The sequence below is a fragment of the Streptomyces sp. JNUCC 63 genome (genome assembly GCF_054366325.1).
This window is the reverse complement of record NZ_CM135963.1, coordinates 1,864,358-1,879,130: the sequence shown is the minus strand read 5'-3', so window position 1 is coordinate 1,879,130 and position 14,773 is coordinate 1,864,358. Positions and strand designations below refer to the sequence as shown.

Genomic DNA, 14,773 nt, shown 5'->3' with positions numbered 1-14,773 from the left:
ATCGCCTCGAACCGCTCTTCCTCTAAGGGTGACCGGTGCCGGTGGACACGACGGCCGGGTCGGCGCGACCGCCGTCGGTCTGCCGGAGTTCGGCGAGCAGTTCGTTCTGGCCCACCAGGAGTTCGGTGAGGATGCGTCGGGCCGCGCGCAGCAGCTCGGCGACGTCGCCGCCGGCGAGCGCGTAGCGGACGGTGGACCCCTCCCGGATGGACACGACGATGCCGGACCGCCGCAGCACGGCCAGTTGCTGCGAGAGGCTGGACGGCTCGATCTCGATGTCGGCGAGCAGGTCCCGCACCGGCACGGGACCGTGCTGGAGCAGTTCCAGGACCCTGATGCGCACGGGGTGTCCGAGCATGCGGAAGAACTCCGCCTTGGCCTGGTAGAGGGGGACTTGCATGAGTGCTCGCTCCCTGCCGCGTCGGGGATGGTCCAAAGACGCGGCGGCACCCCGGAGGACGCCGCCGCGGAATGTGCCCTGCACAGCCGATTCTTTTCGCCCCCGGCCGCGCGCATCCACTATTTGGGGTCATGCTGATGTGGTGACTTGAAGAAGTCTTCACATCATGGGCGCACGTCGGCCGGGGGCACGGGAAAGTCCTAGACCTCGAGTTGTTCCTCGACGCGCTTGAGCTGGTGGCGGGCCATCGCCAAATTCGAACGGTCCTTGTCCAGAACGAGGTAGAGGAACAGGCCGTTGCCGTTGCGTCCGGTGACCAGGCGGATCAGGTGGTACTGACCGCCGAGCGTGATCAGCACGTCCTCGATCTGGCTCTGCAGACCCAGCTGTTCCATGGTGCGCACCTTGGCGCGGATGACGTCAGTGTTCCCCGCAGCGGCGATGGTCAGGTCCAGGTCCTTGCCCCCGCCCAGGGTCCCCAGGGCCATCCCGCTGGTGTAGTCGACGACCGCCGCGCCCAGCGCCCCCTCGACCGCGGTCATCATTTCCTTCAGCGACACTTCCACACTTGCCATGCTGCCTCCCCTTGATCGTCGACTGAGCGCGGCGGCCATCGCCGTCCCGCCCGGTGATCGCACCGTAGGCGCGCGTCCCCGGCGTCCGGGCGGAGGTCTTCAGGAGTGGCGCCCGTTGACCGAAGAATGCCGGGAACGGACGGTTCGGCGACCACAACTGCCCTGTCGTGGAGTGCTATCGCGACCGGCCTGCCCCTTGGCGATCCCGATGAACTGTCGGAGGACCGTGACAGAGTGCACCGCGCCTCCCTCGAAGTCATCGAGCAGCGTTTCGGCCTCACCCTGCCCCGGCACCGGATCCTCGACGAGGCCCTGCCCACAGTGCTGATGAAGGCGAACGTCGCCAACTGCCCGTTCTGCGGAACCAAGCAGTCCTGACATGCCGCAGTGCAACGTACCCTCGCAACCTGCGTTTTGTGACCACAGAGTCGGACCGCTCGCCATCGAAGTGGGCCGACGTGAGACCGCCGACAATCAGCGTCGGCGGCGCCGTGCTTCCTGGATGTCCCGCATGTGCTGCGCATCTCGCTCCTCGGCACGGCGTCGAGACCGTGCCACCAGCGGTCCCATCAGTGCGTACAGCGTCGAGAAGAGCAGGCACCGGGCTGCGAAATCCCATCCCCACGACCTGTCACCCACCAAGGTCACCACGACGCTCACCACGACCCCCGTCGCGACCGCGGCCCCTGTCCGCTTCCACCATCGCCCCATGGCCGTCGGTTACCCCCGCGCCCCCTGGCCACCAGCGCACCGGCACAGGGATGACGTGGCTGTGCAGAGGTGTCGGAGGGCTTCTCCACGGTGCCCGACATGGCGCATTGGATACATGGCCCGCTCCCGCACCACGAGGAGACCAACGTCGTCTTCTTCCGAGGGATGTCTTTGGACGCGCTCACGCAAGGACTCCTCGCCATGAAGCGGAAGCCGCTCGCGTACGGCAAGACCCCCGACTGGGGGCTGATGATGCACGACATGCTCAGCTGGGACAGCGGCGACCACGACTTTGCCGATTATCGTCAACTGTGCCCGGACGGCGGCGAGCTCGTCGTTTTCGTGACCGAACCATGCATCGCCAAAGCCCATGGCCCCTCGTTCGAGTGCTACCGCGATGGACGCCTGGTCACCGCCTTCAGCTTCGAGACGGCCGGCGACCGGGTGGGCGAGGAGCCGGACCTGCTGTTGCCCGCCCTCACGGCGGCAAACTTGATCGGGCCGCAGACGGAACTTGACAGTCATGGCTACGAGGAACGACTTGTGCAGGCAATCGCAGGTTTCTTCTCTCTGCCTGAACCCGCCTTTGTACCCCGTGACGATGCCGACGCGATCGCGGATGGTGTCGGAGGTGGCGTCGGCCCCAGGGTCATTGCATGATCGAAAAGTGTCCGGTTTTGTCAGGTGAGGCCGAGGGCTCGTAGCGGCCGCTGATGGTCGCGGCCAGTGCGGCGGAGGGCGGCGGCGATGTTGGTCTCGCCGTCCTGACGGAAGACGCCGATGGCGAGGTTGCGCAGGCTGGCCATGGTCCGGGGCAGGTGGCCGGTGCGGACCTTGGAGTCGTCCTCGCGGAAGGTCCGGTCACGGACGTGGTGCAGGAGGTTCTCGATACTCCAGTGGCCTCTGATCCAGGCGGCGAGCTCGGCCGGGGTGGCGTCGAAGACGTCCAGGCTGGTGATCAGGTAGACGCGCTCGATGGTGAGCTTTCCGGTCGCCAGGTCGCGCCGCCGGCGCACGACCTCGATGGCCTGCCGGGCGCCGGGGTAGTCGATGCTGGAGAACGCGGCGACCTTCAACCGCCGGATCTCGTCGCGGTGGTGGGCCTTGTCGCGGGTGCGGTGGTCGAGCGGGACGTCCCGCCAGGGCAGGTGCTTGACCTGGGCGTACAGGCCGGGGTGGTTCCGCTTGACGACGGCCAGGTAGTGGATGCCGCGGGTGTGCAGGTAGGCCCCGTGACTGTGCTGGGTGTGCAGCGCGTCGGTGGTGATCACGACGTGCTCCAGGTCGAGGCCGTCCAGCAGGGGCCGGAACGAGGGGATCTCGTTGCTCTTGGAGGAGACCTGCCGCTGGGCCAGGACGGTGCCGCCGTGCGTCATCGCGGCCAGGAGTTGGACAGCCGCGGTCTGGGCGGTGCGCGAGCCGCGGACCGTCTTGCCGTCCACCGCGACCGGCCGCAGCGGCGACCGCCTCGGGGCCGCCTCCCGCTGCGGGGCGGGCGGTTGACGGGCTTGCAGGTAGGCGCCGATCGCCACGTCCAGTGCGTCGCCGTCGACGCGTTCGAGCAGACGGCGGACGGTGGCGGGGTGCGGCACGGCCCGCTGCCCGGTGAGCGGGTCGGCCGCGAAGCCCAGGACGCCCACGACGGACTGCGGGACGTCCGCGATCCACTCGCCGACGGCGATGAGCGAGCGGGCGCCGGCCAGCACCGCCGCCGCTGCCGCGCACAGCAGGGCGAGCGCCGGGTAGCGCCGCCCCCGAACATCGCGCGGGTCGGGGACGGCGGCCAGGAATCGACGCAGGTCAGCGGCTGCCTCCAAGGTGAGCGGGGCGGTCTGGGCAGCCAACTGCTCCAACGCCGGGGGCATGGGGGATGATGTTCGGGCAGGCACGGTCTCGCTCGGTTCTCATGGGTCTCGACAACCACATGATCACCGACGCCGTGCCTGCACCGTTTTCCCGTCCGATCCGCCACAGAGCGGCTCATGACGTTCCATCACTCACGAGAACCGCGAACCGGACGTTTCTCGATCAAGCAATGACCCTGGGTTTCCGAACGGCCCGAAAGCGGCCCTGGCACTCCTGCTCTCGCCCATGTCGTGGTGAGCCCGAATAGCGACCCTGAGGCATACGCCAACAGGTTGCGCGATGTCTTCGCGGCCGTGTTCGCCCTTGCCGCGCACGCGGACTTCGACGAGGACGAGGTGCGCGTGGACACCCTTCCCGACTGGTTCGTCCAGGTTTGCGAGGGCGGTGCTGCTGCCGACCCGTTCGCCGTCGACGGGCGGGCACCTTCGTCGATCCGTTCAAACGGGCGCGCATGACGTGGATCAAGCCGTCGTTCCTCTGGATGATGTACCGCTGCGGCTGGGCGACCAAGTCCGACCAGGAGCGGGTCCTCGCCATCGGGATCACGAGGGAGGGTTTCGAGTGGGCCCTCGCGAACGCCTGCCTCAGCCATTTCGACCGCACCCGCTTCGCCACCGAAGCCGCTCGGCGGGAAGCGCTGCGGACCAGTCCCGTCCGGGTCCAGTGGGACCCCGAGCGTGGCCTCGGGCTGAGAGGTCCTAACAGAGTGCTCGTACGCGCCGGTACAGGATGAGGCAGGTAGCGAGCTGCAGGAAGGCCTCGTGGATGTCGTCGCGGTGCTCCCAGCGGATCCTGAGGTGGCGAAAGCCGTGCAGCCAGGCGAACCCGCGTTCAACTACCCAGCGGTGGATGCCCAGTCCGGATCCATGGGGCTGTCCGCGGCGGGCGATGACCGGGGTGATGCCCAGGGTGCGAACCTTGCGGCGGTAGCGGTCGTGGTCGTAGCCGCGGTCCGCGTACAGCCGCCGGGGCCGGTGCCGGGGCCGCCCGCGGCGCCCCCGCACCTCGGGGACCGCCTGCAGCAGCGGGACCAGCTGGGTGACGTCGTTGCGGTTGCCGCCGGTGAGCGTCACCGCCAGGGGGGTGCCGCGCCCGTCGCAGATCAGGTGGTGCTTCGAGCCCGGCCGGGCGCGGTCGACCGGACTCGGGCCCGTTTTGGGCCGCCCCGCAGGGCACGCACGTGGGAGGAGTCGATCGCGGCCCGGGAGAAGTCCAGCTGGTCGGCGCCGTGCAGCTTCGCCAGCAGGACCTCCTGCAACTGGTGCCAGACATTGGCCTCGTTCCAGTCCCGCAGCCGGCGCCAGCAGGTCATCCCGGAGCCGAAACCCAGCTCCTGCGGCAGCCACTCCCACTGGATATTGGTGTGCAGCACGAACAGGATGCCCTGCAGCACACGGCGGTCGTCCAGCCGCTTGCGGCCTGGATGATCGGAGCGGCGTTCGATCTTCGGCAGCAGCGGCTCGATCAGCGCCCACAGGGCGTCGTCGATCTCCCAGGGTTTGGGGCGAGACATCGCGCACCTCCTGGCCAGAGCGGATCCGCACCAGAATCTCCAGGTTAGCGCAAATGTTCCATTTTGTTAGAACCTCTGAATCCGTTGCCTCGTCGGGCCATCCAGATCGGACTGTCGTGCGAGGCCGTGGACCGGTACGTGGACGACTGGATCACGTCGATCCGGGACGTGACGCCACTCGCCCATGAGGTGCACGCGGCGGTCATCGCAGGTGACGAAGACGCGGCCCGGCGGCTTCTTCCCGCTGAACGGCCGTACCCGCTGACCGACGACCTCGTGGACCGGATCGGCCGACGATGAGGCTCCGGCCCTGCCAGGCCGCCGGTCCGGTCCCGAGCGGTGTCGCGGACGGCGGTGCCGGGGCGCAGGCTGGTCATCGAGCGGCGCTCCGGGCGAGACGGCGTCCCGCCAGGTGGTGCAGGGAATCAAGGCGCCGGAATCCGCGGGTGGGGGACGGTTGGCTCCGCCGGATCGAGTGTCCAACCCGTTTCAACGGGGCACTTCGCGGGCTACCGCTTCCCCGGAGAGCGCCACGGACCTCGGACCGGAACGTGAAGGGCTCGATCGCCTGCACCACGTCGTGGGACACGCCCCCTCGACACCCGGCCAGGAGGCACACCCCCTCTGAAAAGTGAGATCATCCCGGCCTCCAGTGTTCACATATCGCTCATTTGAGCCCATGGATTGCATTCACCTGCCGGATGCTCACCCTTTCAGCAGGGTGGGTGTCATGAGCCCCCGGGAGATCGCGTCCCGCCGGGCGGTGCAGCCGATCAAGCACGTGGAATACGCAGATCACCGCCGCATCGACGCGGTTCAAGGGCCGCCCATGGCGCTGGCGGCAGGTCAGCAGCGCATGATGCGGGGCCGTTGCCTCATGAGGGGCCGGCGTGCGGCTTACCGGAACGCGTCGAGCAAGGTCACTTACACCACGAGGCGGGACGCGATCCGAGGCCCTCGCCGTAGTGGTGCTCCTCGAGCAGCGACAGGATCTTCGTGCGCCAGGTCCGTTCGAGGCCGCCGTCGCGGTACACGCCCGGCTTCATCAGGTACGAGGGACCGATGGCGAAGTCGGCGTCCTCCGGCATCCTCCGACGTGCGGCGGACACCCCGGTCGCGAGGGTCACCACCCGTACGTTCGGACCCGCTTCCGTGCCCGGATGCGGGCCCCGGACCGGAAATACGGACCCGCATCGGGAATAAACGTGACTCTTGATCCAGATGAGAGTAAGTGGGGCGGGACGTTTCTCCGACGTACCAGGTGCCCGTGTGCCGGACGTCAGCCGTCACCCCGTGCCGAGCCGGGCGGTCGCCGCACCGCCCGTGGTCCGCCCGAAGAGCCCGCAGGAAGGGAGCGCATGAGCACCACCGTCCGTGACAACTCCGGGCAGAGCCGCTACGACATCCACGACATCCACGACATCCACGACGGGGAGACCCTGGCGGGTTTCCCCGAGTGCAGGATCACCGGCTGGAAGACCGCCTTCACCACCACGCAGGTCCTGACTCCGGCACAGGGGAGCCGGTGATGGCGATACGGAAGAAGAACGACCCGGCCTCCCAGACCCCGGCCAGGAGGGACACGCTGGTTGCCCAGCTCTCCGGCCCGGTGCGCGCCTTCCTGACGACCGAGGCGGGCAGTGTCGGCCTGCTCCTGGCCGCTGTCGTGGTGGCCCTGGTGTGGGCGAACTCGCCCTGGTCGGAGGCCTATACGTCGCTCTGGGCGACCGACGCCTCGTTCTCGATCGGCGGGGCCGGTCTGTCCATGGACCTGGGGCACTGGGTCAGCGACGGCCTGATGGCCATGTTCTTCTTCGTCATCGGTCTGGAGGTCCGCTACGAGGTCTCCGTGGGCGTGCTGACCGACCGCCGACGTATCGTGATCCCGGCCCTGGCCGGGATCGGCGGCATGCTGATCCCCGTGCTGCTGTACCTGGCGATCGCACCCGGGGGCGAAGCCGTCCAGGGGTGGGGTGTGGTCATCGGCACCGACACCGCGTTCATGCTGGGGGCACTCGCCATCGTGGGCCCCCGGTTCGTCACGCAACTACGGGTCTTCCTGCTGGCCATCACCGTCATCGACGACATCGTGGCCGTCGCCGTGATCGGCTTCGTCTTCTCGGACACGGTCCACCTGAGGCCGCTGCTGGTCGCGCTCGCCCTGTGCGTGGTCCTGGCCGGGCTGACCCGCCTCGGTGTGTGGCGTGCGGCCCCGTACGTGCTGATCGTTCTCGCGCTGTGGCTCGCCACCTTCGAAGCCGGACTCCACGCCTCCATCGCCGGCATGCTCGGCGGTCTGCTCATCCCTGCCCAGCCCCCCGCACGCCAGGCCGTGGAGCGGGCCGTCCGGCTCTTCCGCGCCTTCCGTCAGTCCCCCCGAGCGGATGTGGGCCTGACGGCACGCAGGGGACTCAAGCGCGCCGTCTCCGTCAACGAGCGGCTGCAGACGACACTCCACCCCTGGACGAGCTACCTCATCGTCCCGGTGTTCGCCCTGGCCAGCGCCGGCGTCGACCTGCGCGGCGGCGTCCTGACCAACGCCCTGACCTCCAAGGTCACCTGGGCCGTCATCATCGGCCTCGTCGTCGGAAAGCTCGTGGGCATCGGAGCCGGCGCGCTGCTTCCCGCCCGCCTCGGCCTGGGCAGGCTTCCGCGGGGTGTCGGCCCGGGCCACGTACTGGGCGGTGGCGTGCTGTCCGGGATCGGCTTCACGGTCTCCCTGCTGATCGCCGGACTCGCCTTCGACGATCCGGTTCTCCGCGCCCAGGCGACCGTCGGCGTCCTGCTGGCGGCCGTGTTCGCGACGGTTCTGGGATGGGTGTCGTTCCGCCTGGCCGCGGTTCTGCGCGGCGAGACGGACGCCGACCTCCCCCGCATCCTCGACCGCCCCGTCGACCCGGCCACGGACCATGTCAAGGGTCTCGTGGACGCACCCCTGACCCTGGTGGAGTACGGCGACTACGAATGCCCCTTCTGCGCCCATGCCACCGGTGTCGCCCAGGAACTGAAGCAGCGCTTCGGCGACCGGCTCCGCTACGTCTTCCGGCACCTGCCGCTGCCCGATGTGCACCCGAACGCCGAACTCGCCGCCCGGGCGGCGGTCGCCGCTGACACGCAGGGACGCTTCTGGCAGATGCACGACCTGCTGTTCACCCACCAGAACGAGCTCGAGTTCGACGACATCGTCGGCTATGCCGCCCAGGCCGGACTCGACGTCGAGCTGTTCCTGCGGGACCTCGATTCCGAGGAGACGGCCGCGCGGGTACGGGCCGACGCCGCCAGCGCCGAGGCGAGCGGGGCCAGCGGCGCCCCGACCTTCTTCATCGGCAACCGCCGGCACACCGGACCCTCCGACGCGGCGACCCTCGCCCGCGAACTCGAGGCGTCCACCGCCGAGGTGGGCTCGCGGTAGCCCGGCCGGCGTCGGCCGGGCTCGGGCGCCCGGCGGAGCGGTCTCTGCCCGGCCGGCTGACAGCCCCCGCCCTCACGCCTGAGGACCGGGGCTGTCAGCCGACGGCTCACCCGCACGGCCACGTGCTGGATTCGATGCTGGCCCTCAAGCCACCCGGATGTCCGCATACTGAGACATGTTTCTCAAACAGGTACGTTTACAGGACACCTCGGCGTCTTGCCGGGGGCTGTAAGAGGTTCTAACAAAATGGAACATTTGCGCTAACCTGGAGATTCTGGTGCGGATCCGCTCTGGCCAGGAGGTGCGCGATGTCTCGCCCCAAACCCTGGGAGATCGACGACGCCCTGTGGGCGCTGATCGAGCCGCTGCTGCCGAAGATCGAACGCCGCTCCGATCATCCAGGCCGCAAGCGGCTGGACGACCGCCGTGTGCTGCAGGGCATCCTGTTCGTGCTGCACACCAATATCCAGTGGGAGTGGCTGCCGCAGGAGCTGGGTTTCGGCTCCGGGATGACCTGCTGGCGCCGGCTGCGGGACTGGAACGAGGCCAATGTCTGGCACCAGTTGCAGGAGGTCCTGCTGGCGAAGCTGCACGGCGCCGACCAGCTGGACTTCTCCCGGGCCGCGATCGACTCCTCCCACGTGCGTGCCCTGCGGGGCGGCCCAAAACGGGCCCGAGTCCGGTCGACCGCGCCCGGCCGGGCTCGAAGCACCACCTGATCTGCGACGGGCGCGGCACCCCCCTGGCGGTGACGCTCACCGGCGGCAACCGCAACGACGTCACCCAGCTGGTCCCGCTGCTGCAGGCGGTCCCCGAGGTGCGGGGGCGCCGCGGGCGGCCCCGGCACCGGCCCCGGCGGCTGTACGCGGACCGCGGCTACGACCACGACCGCTACCGCCGCAAGGTTCGCACCCTGGGCATCACCCCGGTCATCGCCCGCCGCGGACAGCCCCATGGATCCGGACTGGGCATCCACCGCTGGGTAGTTGAACGCGGGTTCGCCTGGCTGCACGGCTTTCGCCACCTCAGGATCCGCTGGGAGCACCGCGACGACATCCACGAGGCCTTCCTGCAGCTCGCTACCTGCCTCATCCTGTACCGGCGCGTACGAGCACTCTGTTAGGACCTCTAATGCTGCGTTCCTCAAAGCCGGTAGACGAACTTCCGGCGTAGTCGGCGGTGCGGTGGCGGGGAGCGTCCCCAAACCCATGGTTTGGCACGGGCGTTGAGCTGGGCGGTGGCCAGGGCCGTGGCCTGGTCGATCTCGTCGGGATCGGCGAAGGTCTGCCCGGCCAGCGCGGTCTTGCGGAAGATCCGCCACCACCCCTCGGCCAGGTTCAGCCAGCACGCGCCGACGGGGATGAAGACCTGATGGACCCTCGGATGCTTCCTCAGCCACCTGCGGACGGGGCCGCTGGTGTGGCTGGAGAGATTGTCGGCGACGACGTAGACCTGGCCCCGCGGGTTGGCCCGGGCGATCTCCTGCAGCAGGTGGAGCCAGCCGGCGGTGTTGCGCCGCGGCGCGCAGAAGGTCACCTCCTGGCCGTCGCGGATGCGCAGGCCCCCGTACACCCAGGTCTTCTCCCGGCCACGGGCGTACTCCAGCGGCGCCTTGATCCGGTGCCCGCCCACGGACCAGCCCGGCGCGGGGGCGAAGGTGCGCGGGATGACCGGACCGAGCTCGTCGGCGCAGATCACCGTGGAGCACGGCGGCGGGTCGGTGTAGAGCCCGACGACCGCCGTTCTTTTGGGGCGAAGTCGGGGTCCTTGCTGGTCGCCCAGGAGTGGGTACGGCGCCAGCGCACCTGCTCGGCCAGCAGGATCCTGCGCACCTGGCTGCGGTGCACGTCGATACCGCGCTCCCGGGCGGCCGCGGTGAGCGTATCCAGCGTCCAGGTCGGCGCCCCGGCCTCGTCGGCGGCCTGAAGGGCGCCGTCGGGGCCGGGCACCGGGCGCCCGGGCGGGTCGCCGCGGGCCAGGGCAATGATCGCCGAACGCTCGGCCTCGGTCAGCCGGCGCGGGCGCCCGCTGATCGGCCGGTCGCCGAGCCCGTCCAGGCCCTCGGCGTTGAACCGCGCCAGCCGTTCCCGCACCGTCTGCGGGTGGCAGCCCAGCTCGGCGGCGATCGCCGTGGTGTGCAGCCCCCGCCAGCTGGCCTCGATCATCCGGGCCCGCAGGATCCAGTCGCCCGGCGCATGCCGGGCCCCCGCCAGCTTGCGGACCTTCCGCTCCTCGACCGGATCGGCCGGCGGTCGCGCATACAGAAACTTCGGCATGGCGCCCTCCTGCCCACGCCCCCTACCGAACATACGCCCACCTTGAGGAACGCAGCACTAAGGAAAGGAAATACGCATGTCTCACCCTCTGCTGGTGGACCCGGCCTGGTTGCACGAGCGCCTCGGGGACCCCGCGATCCGGATTCTCGACGCGACCACCTTTCTCACCCAGCCCGAAGGCGACGGCTACTACGACGTGGAGTCGGGCCGCCAGGCGTACGAGAAGGCCCACATCCCCGGAGCCGTCTTCGCCGACCTGCTGAACGACCTCGCCGACCCCGACGCGGCCACCACGTTCACCGCGCTCGACAGCGAGACGTTCGCCGCCCGGCTCGGCGCTCTCGGCGTCGGCCCCGGCACACACGTGGTCGTCTACGACCAGGGCCCGAACATCTGGGCCACCCGTCTGTGGTGGAACCTGCGATACGAGGGCTTCGACGACGTGTCGGTGCTGAACGGCGGTCTCCCCGCCTGGATCCGGGTGGGCTACGAGGTCAAGAGCGGCGTGGAGTCCAACGAGCCCGCCGTGTTCGCCGCCCGGCGTCGTCCCGAGCTCCACGCCGACAAGGACGCGGTCCTCGCCGCGATCGAGGACCCCGGCACCCAGCTGGTGAACTCCCTCGACCGGCCGACCTTCGCGGGCACCCGCCAGACCTACGCCCGCCCGGGCCGCATCCCCTCCAGCACGAATGTCCCCTTCCCCGACCTCGCCGACTCCGACGGCCTCTTCCGCGGCCCGGACGAAGTCCGCGGGCTCTTCGACGACGCCGGAGCCCTGGACGAGTCCAAGAAGGTCATCACGTACTGCGGCAGCGGCATCGCCGCCACCGGCCTGGCCTTCCAGCTGGCTGTCCTCGGCCGCTCCGACGTCGCCGTCTACGACGGTTCCCTCACCGAGTGGGCCGCCGACCCGGCCCTCCCCCTCGAGGTCGACTGACAGCATCCCGGCTCACCCGGCCTCCCCGGACCCGAACCGTCCGGGGAGGCCTGCCGGCGGCCAGGCGCTCATCGCGCGTCCGCGGGGGAAGCGGGTGGGCGACCGTCTGCTGTTGTCCGAGGCCCAGCCGCAGGCCGTCCGACGGCTCGACCGGCTCCGGCCGACCGTCCGGCGATCTCCCGGACAACCGACTGGAGTTGTCCGGGATCGCGGGAGAGGTCGAGGCTGTGCCGGTACAGCCGTACTCCCCGTCCGCCCGGCCTCACCGTCGTCCCGCTCGCGCAGGGCGAGGGTTTGGTGTCGAGGAGCACGGCGTCGGCGGCGAGCTCCGCCACGACGTTTTCGGCACGTTCCGTGAAGCCCTGCGGAGCGTCCCACGCAGGCGGCTACCGCGACCTCGGCTCCCCCTATCCTCTGGTCCTCACCGGCGGATACGCCGTGCAGGCCCATGGCCTGGTCAGATGCCTCAGCGATCGACGACCAATCGACGACCAGCCGTCTCGCCTCGTCCAGATCCTCTTGTGTGGCCTCCCGCGCTGTTCGCGGAGCGACGAAGACCCGGTCGGTGACCGGGTTTCCATGGAGGAGGTAGCGCACGGGCACGTCCAACGCCCGTGCGATCCGGTCCAGCTCCGTGACGTTCAGTGTCGCTCGGCACCCTGCTCGATCCGGTGCAGCGTGGGCTGACTGAGCCCGGCGTGTTCTGCCGGATCACGCTGGTTCATACCCGCGCGTACCCGCTCCTGCCGGATGTGCCGGCCCACTCCTTCCAGCTTCATGAGTACCTGCGTTGCGCCGAGGCTCGTGTCGGCCGACGAGGTCACGCTTCGACGACCGGCGTCGAGAGCACCGCCCGGACGGTCTTGCCGCTGGGCGGTAGGGGACGCAGTCCCAGTGGTCGGCGAGGGCGGCGACGAGCACCAGGCCGCGCCCGCCGGTGCGGAGCACATCGGGTTCGGCGTCCGCCGGAAGCAGCGGCCGGGCACGCGGCCGTGGAGAACGGCGTTGGCGGCCAGCTCCGCGACGACGAGTTCGGCACGTTCCGTGAGGTCCTGCGGAATGCCCCAGGAGCGCAGCCCGCTCTGGGGGAGCGCCTTGCCGCCTGCTGCGAACTTCTTCCGGAGCTCGGAGAGTTGTTGGCGTTCCTGCACGGTTTGCGAAGCCGGAAGGGCTTCGACGAGGGCTCGGGCCCGGCTGAAGAGATAGCGCGCCTCGGACCGGTGCTTGGTGTTGATGGCCAGCCGCAGGACCTTGATCGTGCGCTGCAGAGCATCGATCTTCCCTGCCTGCCGCTTGGGCAGGGGGAAGTCACCGCCACTTGAACGCCGTTGACTGGCGGTGCGTTCACGCCAGTCGGCGCCCGAGGTCAGGACGACGGCCGAGCGGGGGATTGCTGGTCTGACTTCGACGTACCACTGGTGCTGGTTCCTTGGCTGAGGGGCGACCTGCCCCGGGTGGTCACCGGTGAGACCGCCCGGGAGAGCGAGGTCAGTCGTGACGGGGCCCCTGGCCGGGGAGCGGGGTGAGGGTGGAGCGGTGGGTGCCGGACTCGCCCTCGGTGAGCGGGGCCTCCAGGGTCGGCGCCGGTCTGGGAGTGGGGAGTGCAGTGGGTGTGCGGTGGGCGCGGGACGGTCCTGGACGGCCGTCCCGCGAACGTGTTCGCGGCCTCGCGGTGTCAGACCTTGATCACGGTGACCCGCCCGCCGCACAGCGCGGTCAGGTCCTCGGGATCGGAGGTGAGGATCGTGACGGGGCCCGGGGCGGCGAGGGCGGTGGCGCTGAGCATGGCGTCGATGGCGTACTTGTGGCCGTGCAAGCCGGCGTCGGCGAGGAGGCCGGCGGCGTGGCGGGCGAGAGGCTCGGTGACCGGTTCGACGACGAGTCGGGACAGTGTCCACTCCAGTGCCGGGCGTTTGACCCGGGGATGCACCACCTCCACCAGGGCGGCCGCAGAAGTGATCACCCGGAGATCGTCGGCTCGGGCCAGGGCGAGCCAGCCGGTGACGGTACGGTCGCGCAGCACGGCCTTGGCAAGCCCCTCGCTGTCAAGGACCAGGGTGCCGCCGGGAACGGCGGGGGAGCGAGTCACGCGGCGTTCGCCCCGCCCTGCTTCTGATGGGTCTGCTCGCGGCGTGCCTGGTGAAGCTGGTCGCGCAGCGCCTGGATCTCCTCGTCGGTGACGGGGCCGTGCTCGGCCTCGGCGACCTGGATGAGTTCGTTGAGGTTGTCGCGCTCGATCTGCCGGGCCACGGCGGCAGCCACGTAAGCAGACAGGCCGGAGGGACCGCTGCGGGCCTTGGCGGCTTCGGCGATGTCACGTGGCATGGTGATCGAGTACTTACCGGTAGGCTCGCTCATGCCACTTATCCTACTCATAGTGCTCTCGATGTGCCTGATCCAAGCCTGGATCTCCGACCCCGGCGGCGATGCGGGAGTGGCGGCGGACAACGGGATGTCGAGGGAGCCCGCCTGCCCCAAGGGCTCCGCCCCTGGGGCAGGCACACGGCGTGTAGGGGAGTCCCCGCGTGACTGTGACCGAGCCGACCGTCCCGGACAAGAAGCCCTTCCTGTACGTCGTCGTCTGCGCCTGCGGGATCTCCGGCGATGCCGGCACGCTGATCACCGCCGCGCGGCAACGGCACTGGGACGTCGGCGTCGTCGCCACCCCGCAGGGACCGGGCTTCCTCGACGCGGAAGCGATCGAAGCGCAGACCGGCTACCCGATCCGCTCAGCCTGGCGCACACCTGGAGAGGCCTCCCCCCTGCCTCCCGCGGACGCCACCGCCGTAACCCCGGCCACGTTCAACACGGTCAACAAGTGGGCCGCCGGCATCTCCGGCACCCTCGCCCTGGGCATCCTCTGCGAGGCGTACGGCATGGATGTCCCCATCGCCGTCCTGCCGTACCTCAACGCCGCCCAGGCCGCCCACCCGGTCTACCGGCAGAGCCCGGAACGGCTCGCCGGGATGGGCGTCCTGCTCGGCTCGTACGAACCGCACCGGCCGAAGGCCGGGGGAGGCGCCGACCGCTTCCGCTGGACGGAGGCGCTGGACCTCTTGGAACCCAAGGTGGCGGCATGGCAA

20 protein-coding genes and 1 pseudogene are annotated in these 14,773 nt (G+C 69.8%); 11 read left to right on the top strand and 10 right to left on the bottom strand.

Annotated elements, in window-relative coordinates; all coding sequences use genetic code 11:
* Nucleotides 1-22 precede the first annotated feature (22 nt).
* Together ACX25U_RS08505 and ACX25U_RS08500 are read right to left on the bottom strand one after the other, a co-directional pair.
* Complete coding sequence (locus ACX25U_RS08505; protein WP_454390180.1) at nucleotides 23-400, bottom strand: ArsR/SmtB family transcription factor; 378 nt, start codon at nucleotides 398-400, stop codon at nucleotides 23-25.
* Nucleotides 401-600: 200 nt separating this feature from the next.
* Nucleotides 601-975: a hypothetical protein gene (locus ACX25U_RS08500; protein WP_454390178.1), complete on the bottom strand. Its 375-nt coding sequence runs from the start codon at nucleotides 973-975 to the stop codon at nucleotides 601-603.
* A 234-nt stretch (nucleotides 976-1,209) separates the two neighbouring features.
* On the opposite strand from ACX25U_RS08500, the gene ACX25U_RS08495 reads away from it, so the two are divergent.
* Nucleotides 1,210-1,353 carry a hypothetical protein gene (locus tag ACX25U_RS08495; protein ID WP_454390176.1) on the top strand — a complete coding sequence of 48 codons (144 nt, stop codon included), beginning with the start codon at nucleotides 1,210-1,212 and terminating at the stop codon, nucleotides 1,351-1,353.
* A 402-nt stretch (nucleotides 1,354-1,755) separates the two neighbouring features.
* On the top strand, nucleotides 1,756-2,346 hold the full coding sequence (locus ACX25U_RS08490) for a DUF6461 domain-containing protein (RefSeq protein WP_458633806.1): 591 nt from the start codon (nucleotides 1,756-1,758) through the stop codon (nucleotides 2,344-2,346).
* A 20-nt stretch (nucleotides 2,347-2,366) separates the two neighbouring features.
* On the opposite strand, the gene ACX25U_RS08485 is transcribed toward ACX25U_RS08490, so the two are convergent.
* A complete protein-coding gene (locus ACX25U_RS08485; RefSeq protein WP_454390172.1) occupies nucleotides 2,367-3,551 on the bottom strand; it encodes an ISAs1 family transposase in 1,185 nt (394 codons plus the stop codon).
* Between the two features lie 273 nt (nucleotides 3,552-3,824).
* On the opposite strand from ACX25U_RS08485, the gene ACX25U_RS08480 reads away from it, so the two are divergent.
* Nucleotides 3,825-4,007 (top strand): hypothetical protein, encoded by a 183-nt coding sequence (locus tag ACX25U_RS08480; RefSeq protein WP_454390170.1) that lies wholly within the window; start codon nucleotides 3,825-3,827, stop codon nucleotides 4,005-4,007.
* Nucleotides 4,004-4,285, top strand: coding sequence for a DUF4291 family protein (locus ACX25U_RS08475; protein ID WP_454390168.1), 282 nt, complete (start codon nucleotides 4,004-4,006; stop codon nucleotides 4,283-4,285). The genes ACX25U_RS08480 and ACX25U_RS08475 overlap by 4 nt, the downstream gene beginning before the upstream one ends.
* Here the strand turns inward: ACX25U_RS08475 and ACX25U_RS08470 are convergent.
* Nucleotides 4,251-5,065 (bottom strand): IS5 family transposase gene (locus ACX25U_RS08470; protein WP_454390160.1). Its coding sequence is split into 2 segments (ribosomal slippage): nucleotides 4,251-4,708 and nucleotides 4,708-5,065, totalling 816 coding nucleotides; the frame shifts between segments, so codons are not numbered across the junction. The genes ACX25U_RS08475 and ACX25U_RS08470 overlap by 35 nt on opposite strands.
* Nucleotides 5,066-5,128: 63 nt before the next feature.
* Here ACX25U_RS08470 and ACX25U_RS08465 point away from each other — a divergent pair.
* Nucleotides 5,129-5,365 (top strand): DUF4291 family protein, encoded by a 237-nt coding sequence (locus ACX25U_RS08465; RefSeq protein WP_454390166.1) that lies wholly within the window; start codon nucleotides 5,129-5,131, stop codon nucleotides 5,363-5,365.
* A 620-nt stretch (nucleotides 5,366-5,985) separates the two neighbouring features.
* On the opposite strand, the gene ACX25U_RS08460 is transcribed toward ACX25U_RS08465, so the two are convergent.
* On the bottom strand, nucleotides 5,986-6,192 hold the full coding sequence (locus ACX25U_RS08460) for a hypothetical protein (protein ID WP_454394878.1): 207 nt from the start codon (nucleotides 6,190-6,192) through the stop codon (nucleotides 5,986-5,988).
* Between the two features lie 231 nt (nucleotides 6,193-6,423).
* Between ACX25U_RS08460 and ACX25U_RS08455 the strand changes: the two genes are divergently transcribed.
* From ACX25U_RS08455 to ACX25U_RS08445, 3 genes are all read left to right on the top strand, one after another.
* Nucleotides 6,424-6,594 (top strand): hypothetical protein, encoded by a 171-nt coding sequence (locus ACX25U_RS08455; RefSeq protein WP_454390164.1) that lies wholly within the window; start codon nucleotides 6,424-6,426, stop codon nucleotides 6,592-6,594.
* Nucleotides 6,594-8,477 carry a Na+/H+ antiporter NhaA gene (nhaA, locus tag ACX25U_RS08450; protein WP_454390162.1) on the top strand — a complete coding sequence of 628 codons (1,884 nt, stop codon included), beginning with the start codon at nucleotides 6,594-6,596 and terminating at the stop codon, nucleotides 8,475-8,477. Before ACX25U_RS08455 ends, nhaA begins: the two co-directional genes overlap by 1 nt.
* Before the next feature lie 308 nt (nucleotides 8,478-8,785).
* Nucleotides 8,786-9,600 (top strand): IS5 family transposase gene (locus ACX25U_RS08445; protein WP_454390160.1). Its coding sequence is split into 2 segments (ribosomal slippage): nucleotides 8,786-9,143 and nucleotides 9,143-9,600, totalling 816 coding nucleotides; the frame shifts between segments, so codons are not numbered across the junction.
* A gap of 20 nt (nucleotides 9,601-9,620) precedes the next feature.
* Here ACX25U_RS08445 and ACX25U_RS08440 read toward each other — a convergent pair.
* Together ACX25U_RS08440 and ACX25U_RS08435 are read right to left on the bottom strand one after the other, a co-directional pair.
* Nucleotides 9,621-10,175, bottom strand: a complete 555-nt coding sequence (locus ACX25U_RS08440; protein WP_454387069.1) for a transposase — start codon at nucleotides 10,173-10,175, stop codon at nucleotides 9,621-9,623.
* Entirely contained in the window at nucleotides 10,172-10,753 is a 582-nt protein-coding gene (locus ACX25U_RS08435) for a helix-turn-helix domain-containing protein (RefSeq protein ID WP_454387067.1), read from the bottom strand. Before ACX25U_RS08435 ends, ACX25U_RS08440 begins: the two co-directional genes overlap by 4 nt.
* A 76-nt stretch (nucleotides 10,754-10,829) precedes the next feature.
* On the opposite strand from ACX25U_RS08435, the gene ACX25U_RS08430 reads away from it, so the two are divergent.
* Nucleotides 10,830-11,690: a sulfurtransferase gene (locus ACX25U_RS08430; RefSeq protein ID WP_454390158.1), complete on the top strand. Its 861-nt coding sequence runs from the start codon at nucleotides 10,830-10,832 to the stop codon at nucleotides 11,688-11,690.
* 641 nt (nucleotides 11,691-12,331) lie between these two features.
* On the opposite strand, the gene ACX25U_RS08425 is transcribed toward ACX25U_RS08430, so the two are convergent.
* Nucleotides 12,332-12,514 carry a helix-turn-helix domain-containing protein gene (locus ACX25U_RS08425; RefSeq protein WP_454390156.1) on the bottom strand — a complete coding sequence of 61 codons (183 nt, stop codon included), beginning with the start codon at nucleotides 12,512-12,514 and terminating at the stop codon, nucleotides 12,332-12,334.
* 168 nt (nucleotides 12,515-12,682) lie between these two features.
* Here ACX25U_RS08425 and ACX25U_RS08420 point away from each other — a divergent pair, with 168 nt between their 5' ends.
* Entirely contained in the window at nucleotides 12,683-13,012 is a 330-nt protein-coding gene (locus tag ACX25U_RS08420) for a hypothetical protein (RefSeq protein WP_454390154.1), read from the top strand.
* A 353-nt stretch (nucleotides 13,013-13,365) separates the two neighbouring features.
* Here the strand turns inward: ACX25U_RS08420 and ACX25U_RS08415 are convergent, their stop codons facing one another.
* Both ACX25U_RS08415 and ACX25U_RS08410 read right to left on the bottom strand, forming a co-directional pair.
* Nucleotides 13,366-13,779 carry a DNA-binding protein gene (locus ACX25U_RS08415; RefSeq protein ID WP_454390152.1) on the bottom strand — a complete coding sequence of 138 codons (414 nt, stop codon included), beginning with the start codon at nucleotides 13,777-13,779 and terminating at the stop codon, nucleotides 13,366-13,368.
* Nucleotides 13,776-14,048 (bottom strand): CopG family transcriptional regulator, encoded by a 273-nt coding sequence (locus tag ACX25U_RS08410; protein ID WP_454390150.1) that lies wholly within the window; start codon nucleotides 14,046-14,048, stop codon nucleotides 13,776-13,778. The genes ACX25U_RS08415 and ACX25U_RS08410 overlap by 4 nt, the downstream gene beginning before the upstream one ends.
* A 173-nt stretch (nucleotides 14,049-14,221) precedes the next feature.
* Here ACX25U_RS08410 and ACX25U_RS08405 point away from each other — a divergent pair.
* Nucleotides 14,222-14,761: pseudogene (locus ACX25U_RS08405) on the top strand (flavoprotein); the annotation flags it as partial.
* Nucleotides 14,762-14,773: the final 12 nt, after the last annotated feature.

Excerpts from the sequence above, each read along its gene's own strand:
- ACX25U_RS08505 (WP_454390180.1), bottom strand. The coding sequence starts at position 400 with ATGCAAGTCCCCCTCTACCAGGCCAAGGCGGAGTTCTTCCGCATGCTC.
- ACX25U_RS08500 (WP_454390178.1), bottom strand. The coding sequence starts at position 975 with ATGGCAAGTGTGGAAGTGTCGCTGAAGGAAATGATGACCGCGGTCGAG.
- ACX25U_RS08485 (WP_454390172.1), bottom strand. The coding sequence starts at position 3,551 with ATGCCCCCGGCGTTGGAGCAGTTGGCTGCCCAGACCGCCCCGCTCACC.
- ACX25U_RS08475 (WP_454390168.1), top strand. The coding sequence starts at position 4,004 with ATGACGTGGATCAAGCCGTCGTTCCTCTGGATGATGTACCGCTGCGGC.
- ACX25U_RS08455 (WP_454390164.1), top strand. The coding sequence starts at position 6,424 with ATGAGCACCACCGTCCGTGACAACTCCGGGCAGAGCCGCTACGACATC.
- nhaA (WP_454390162.1), top strand. The coding sequence starts at position 6,594 with ATGGCGATACGGAAGAAGAACGACCCGGCCTCCCAGACCCCGGCCAGG.
- ACX25U_RS08435 (WP_454387067.1), bottom strand. The coding sequence starts at position 10,753 with ATGCCGAAGTTTCTGTATGCGCGACCGCCGGCCGATCCGGTCGAGGAG.
- ACX25U_RS08430 (WP_454390158.1), top strand. The coding sequence starts at position 10,830 with ATGTCTCACCCTCTGCTGGTGGACCCGGCCTGGTTGCACGAGCGCCTC.
- ACX25U_RS08410 (WP_454390150.1), bottom strand. The coding sequence starts at position 14,048 with ATGAGCGAGCCTACCGGTAAGTACTCGATCACCATGCCACGTGACATC.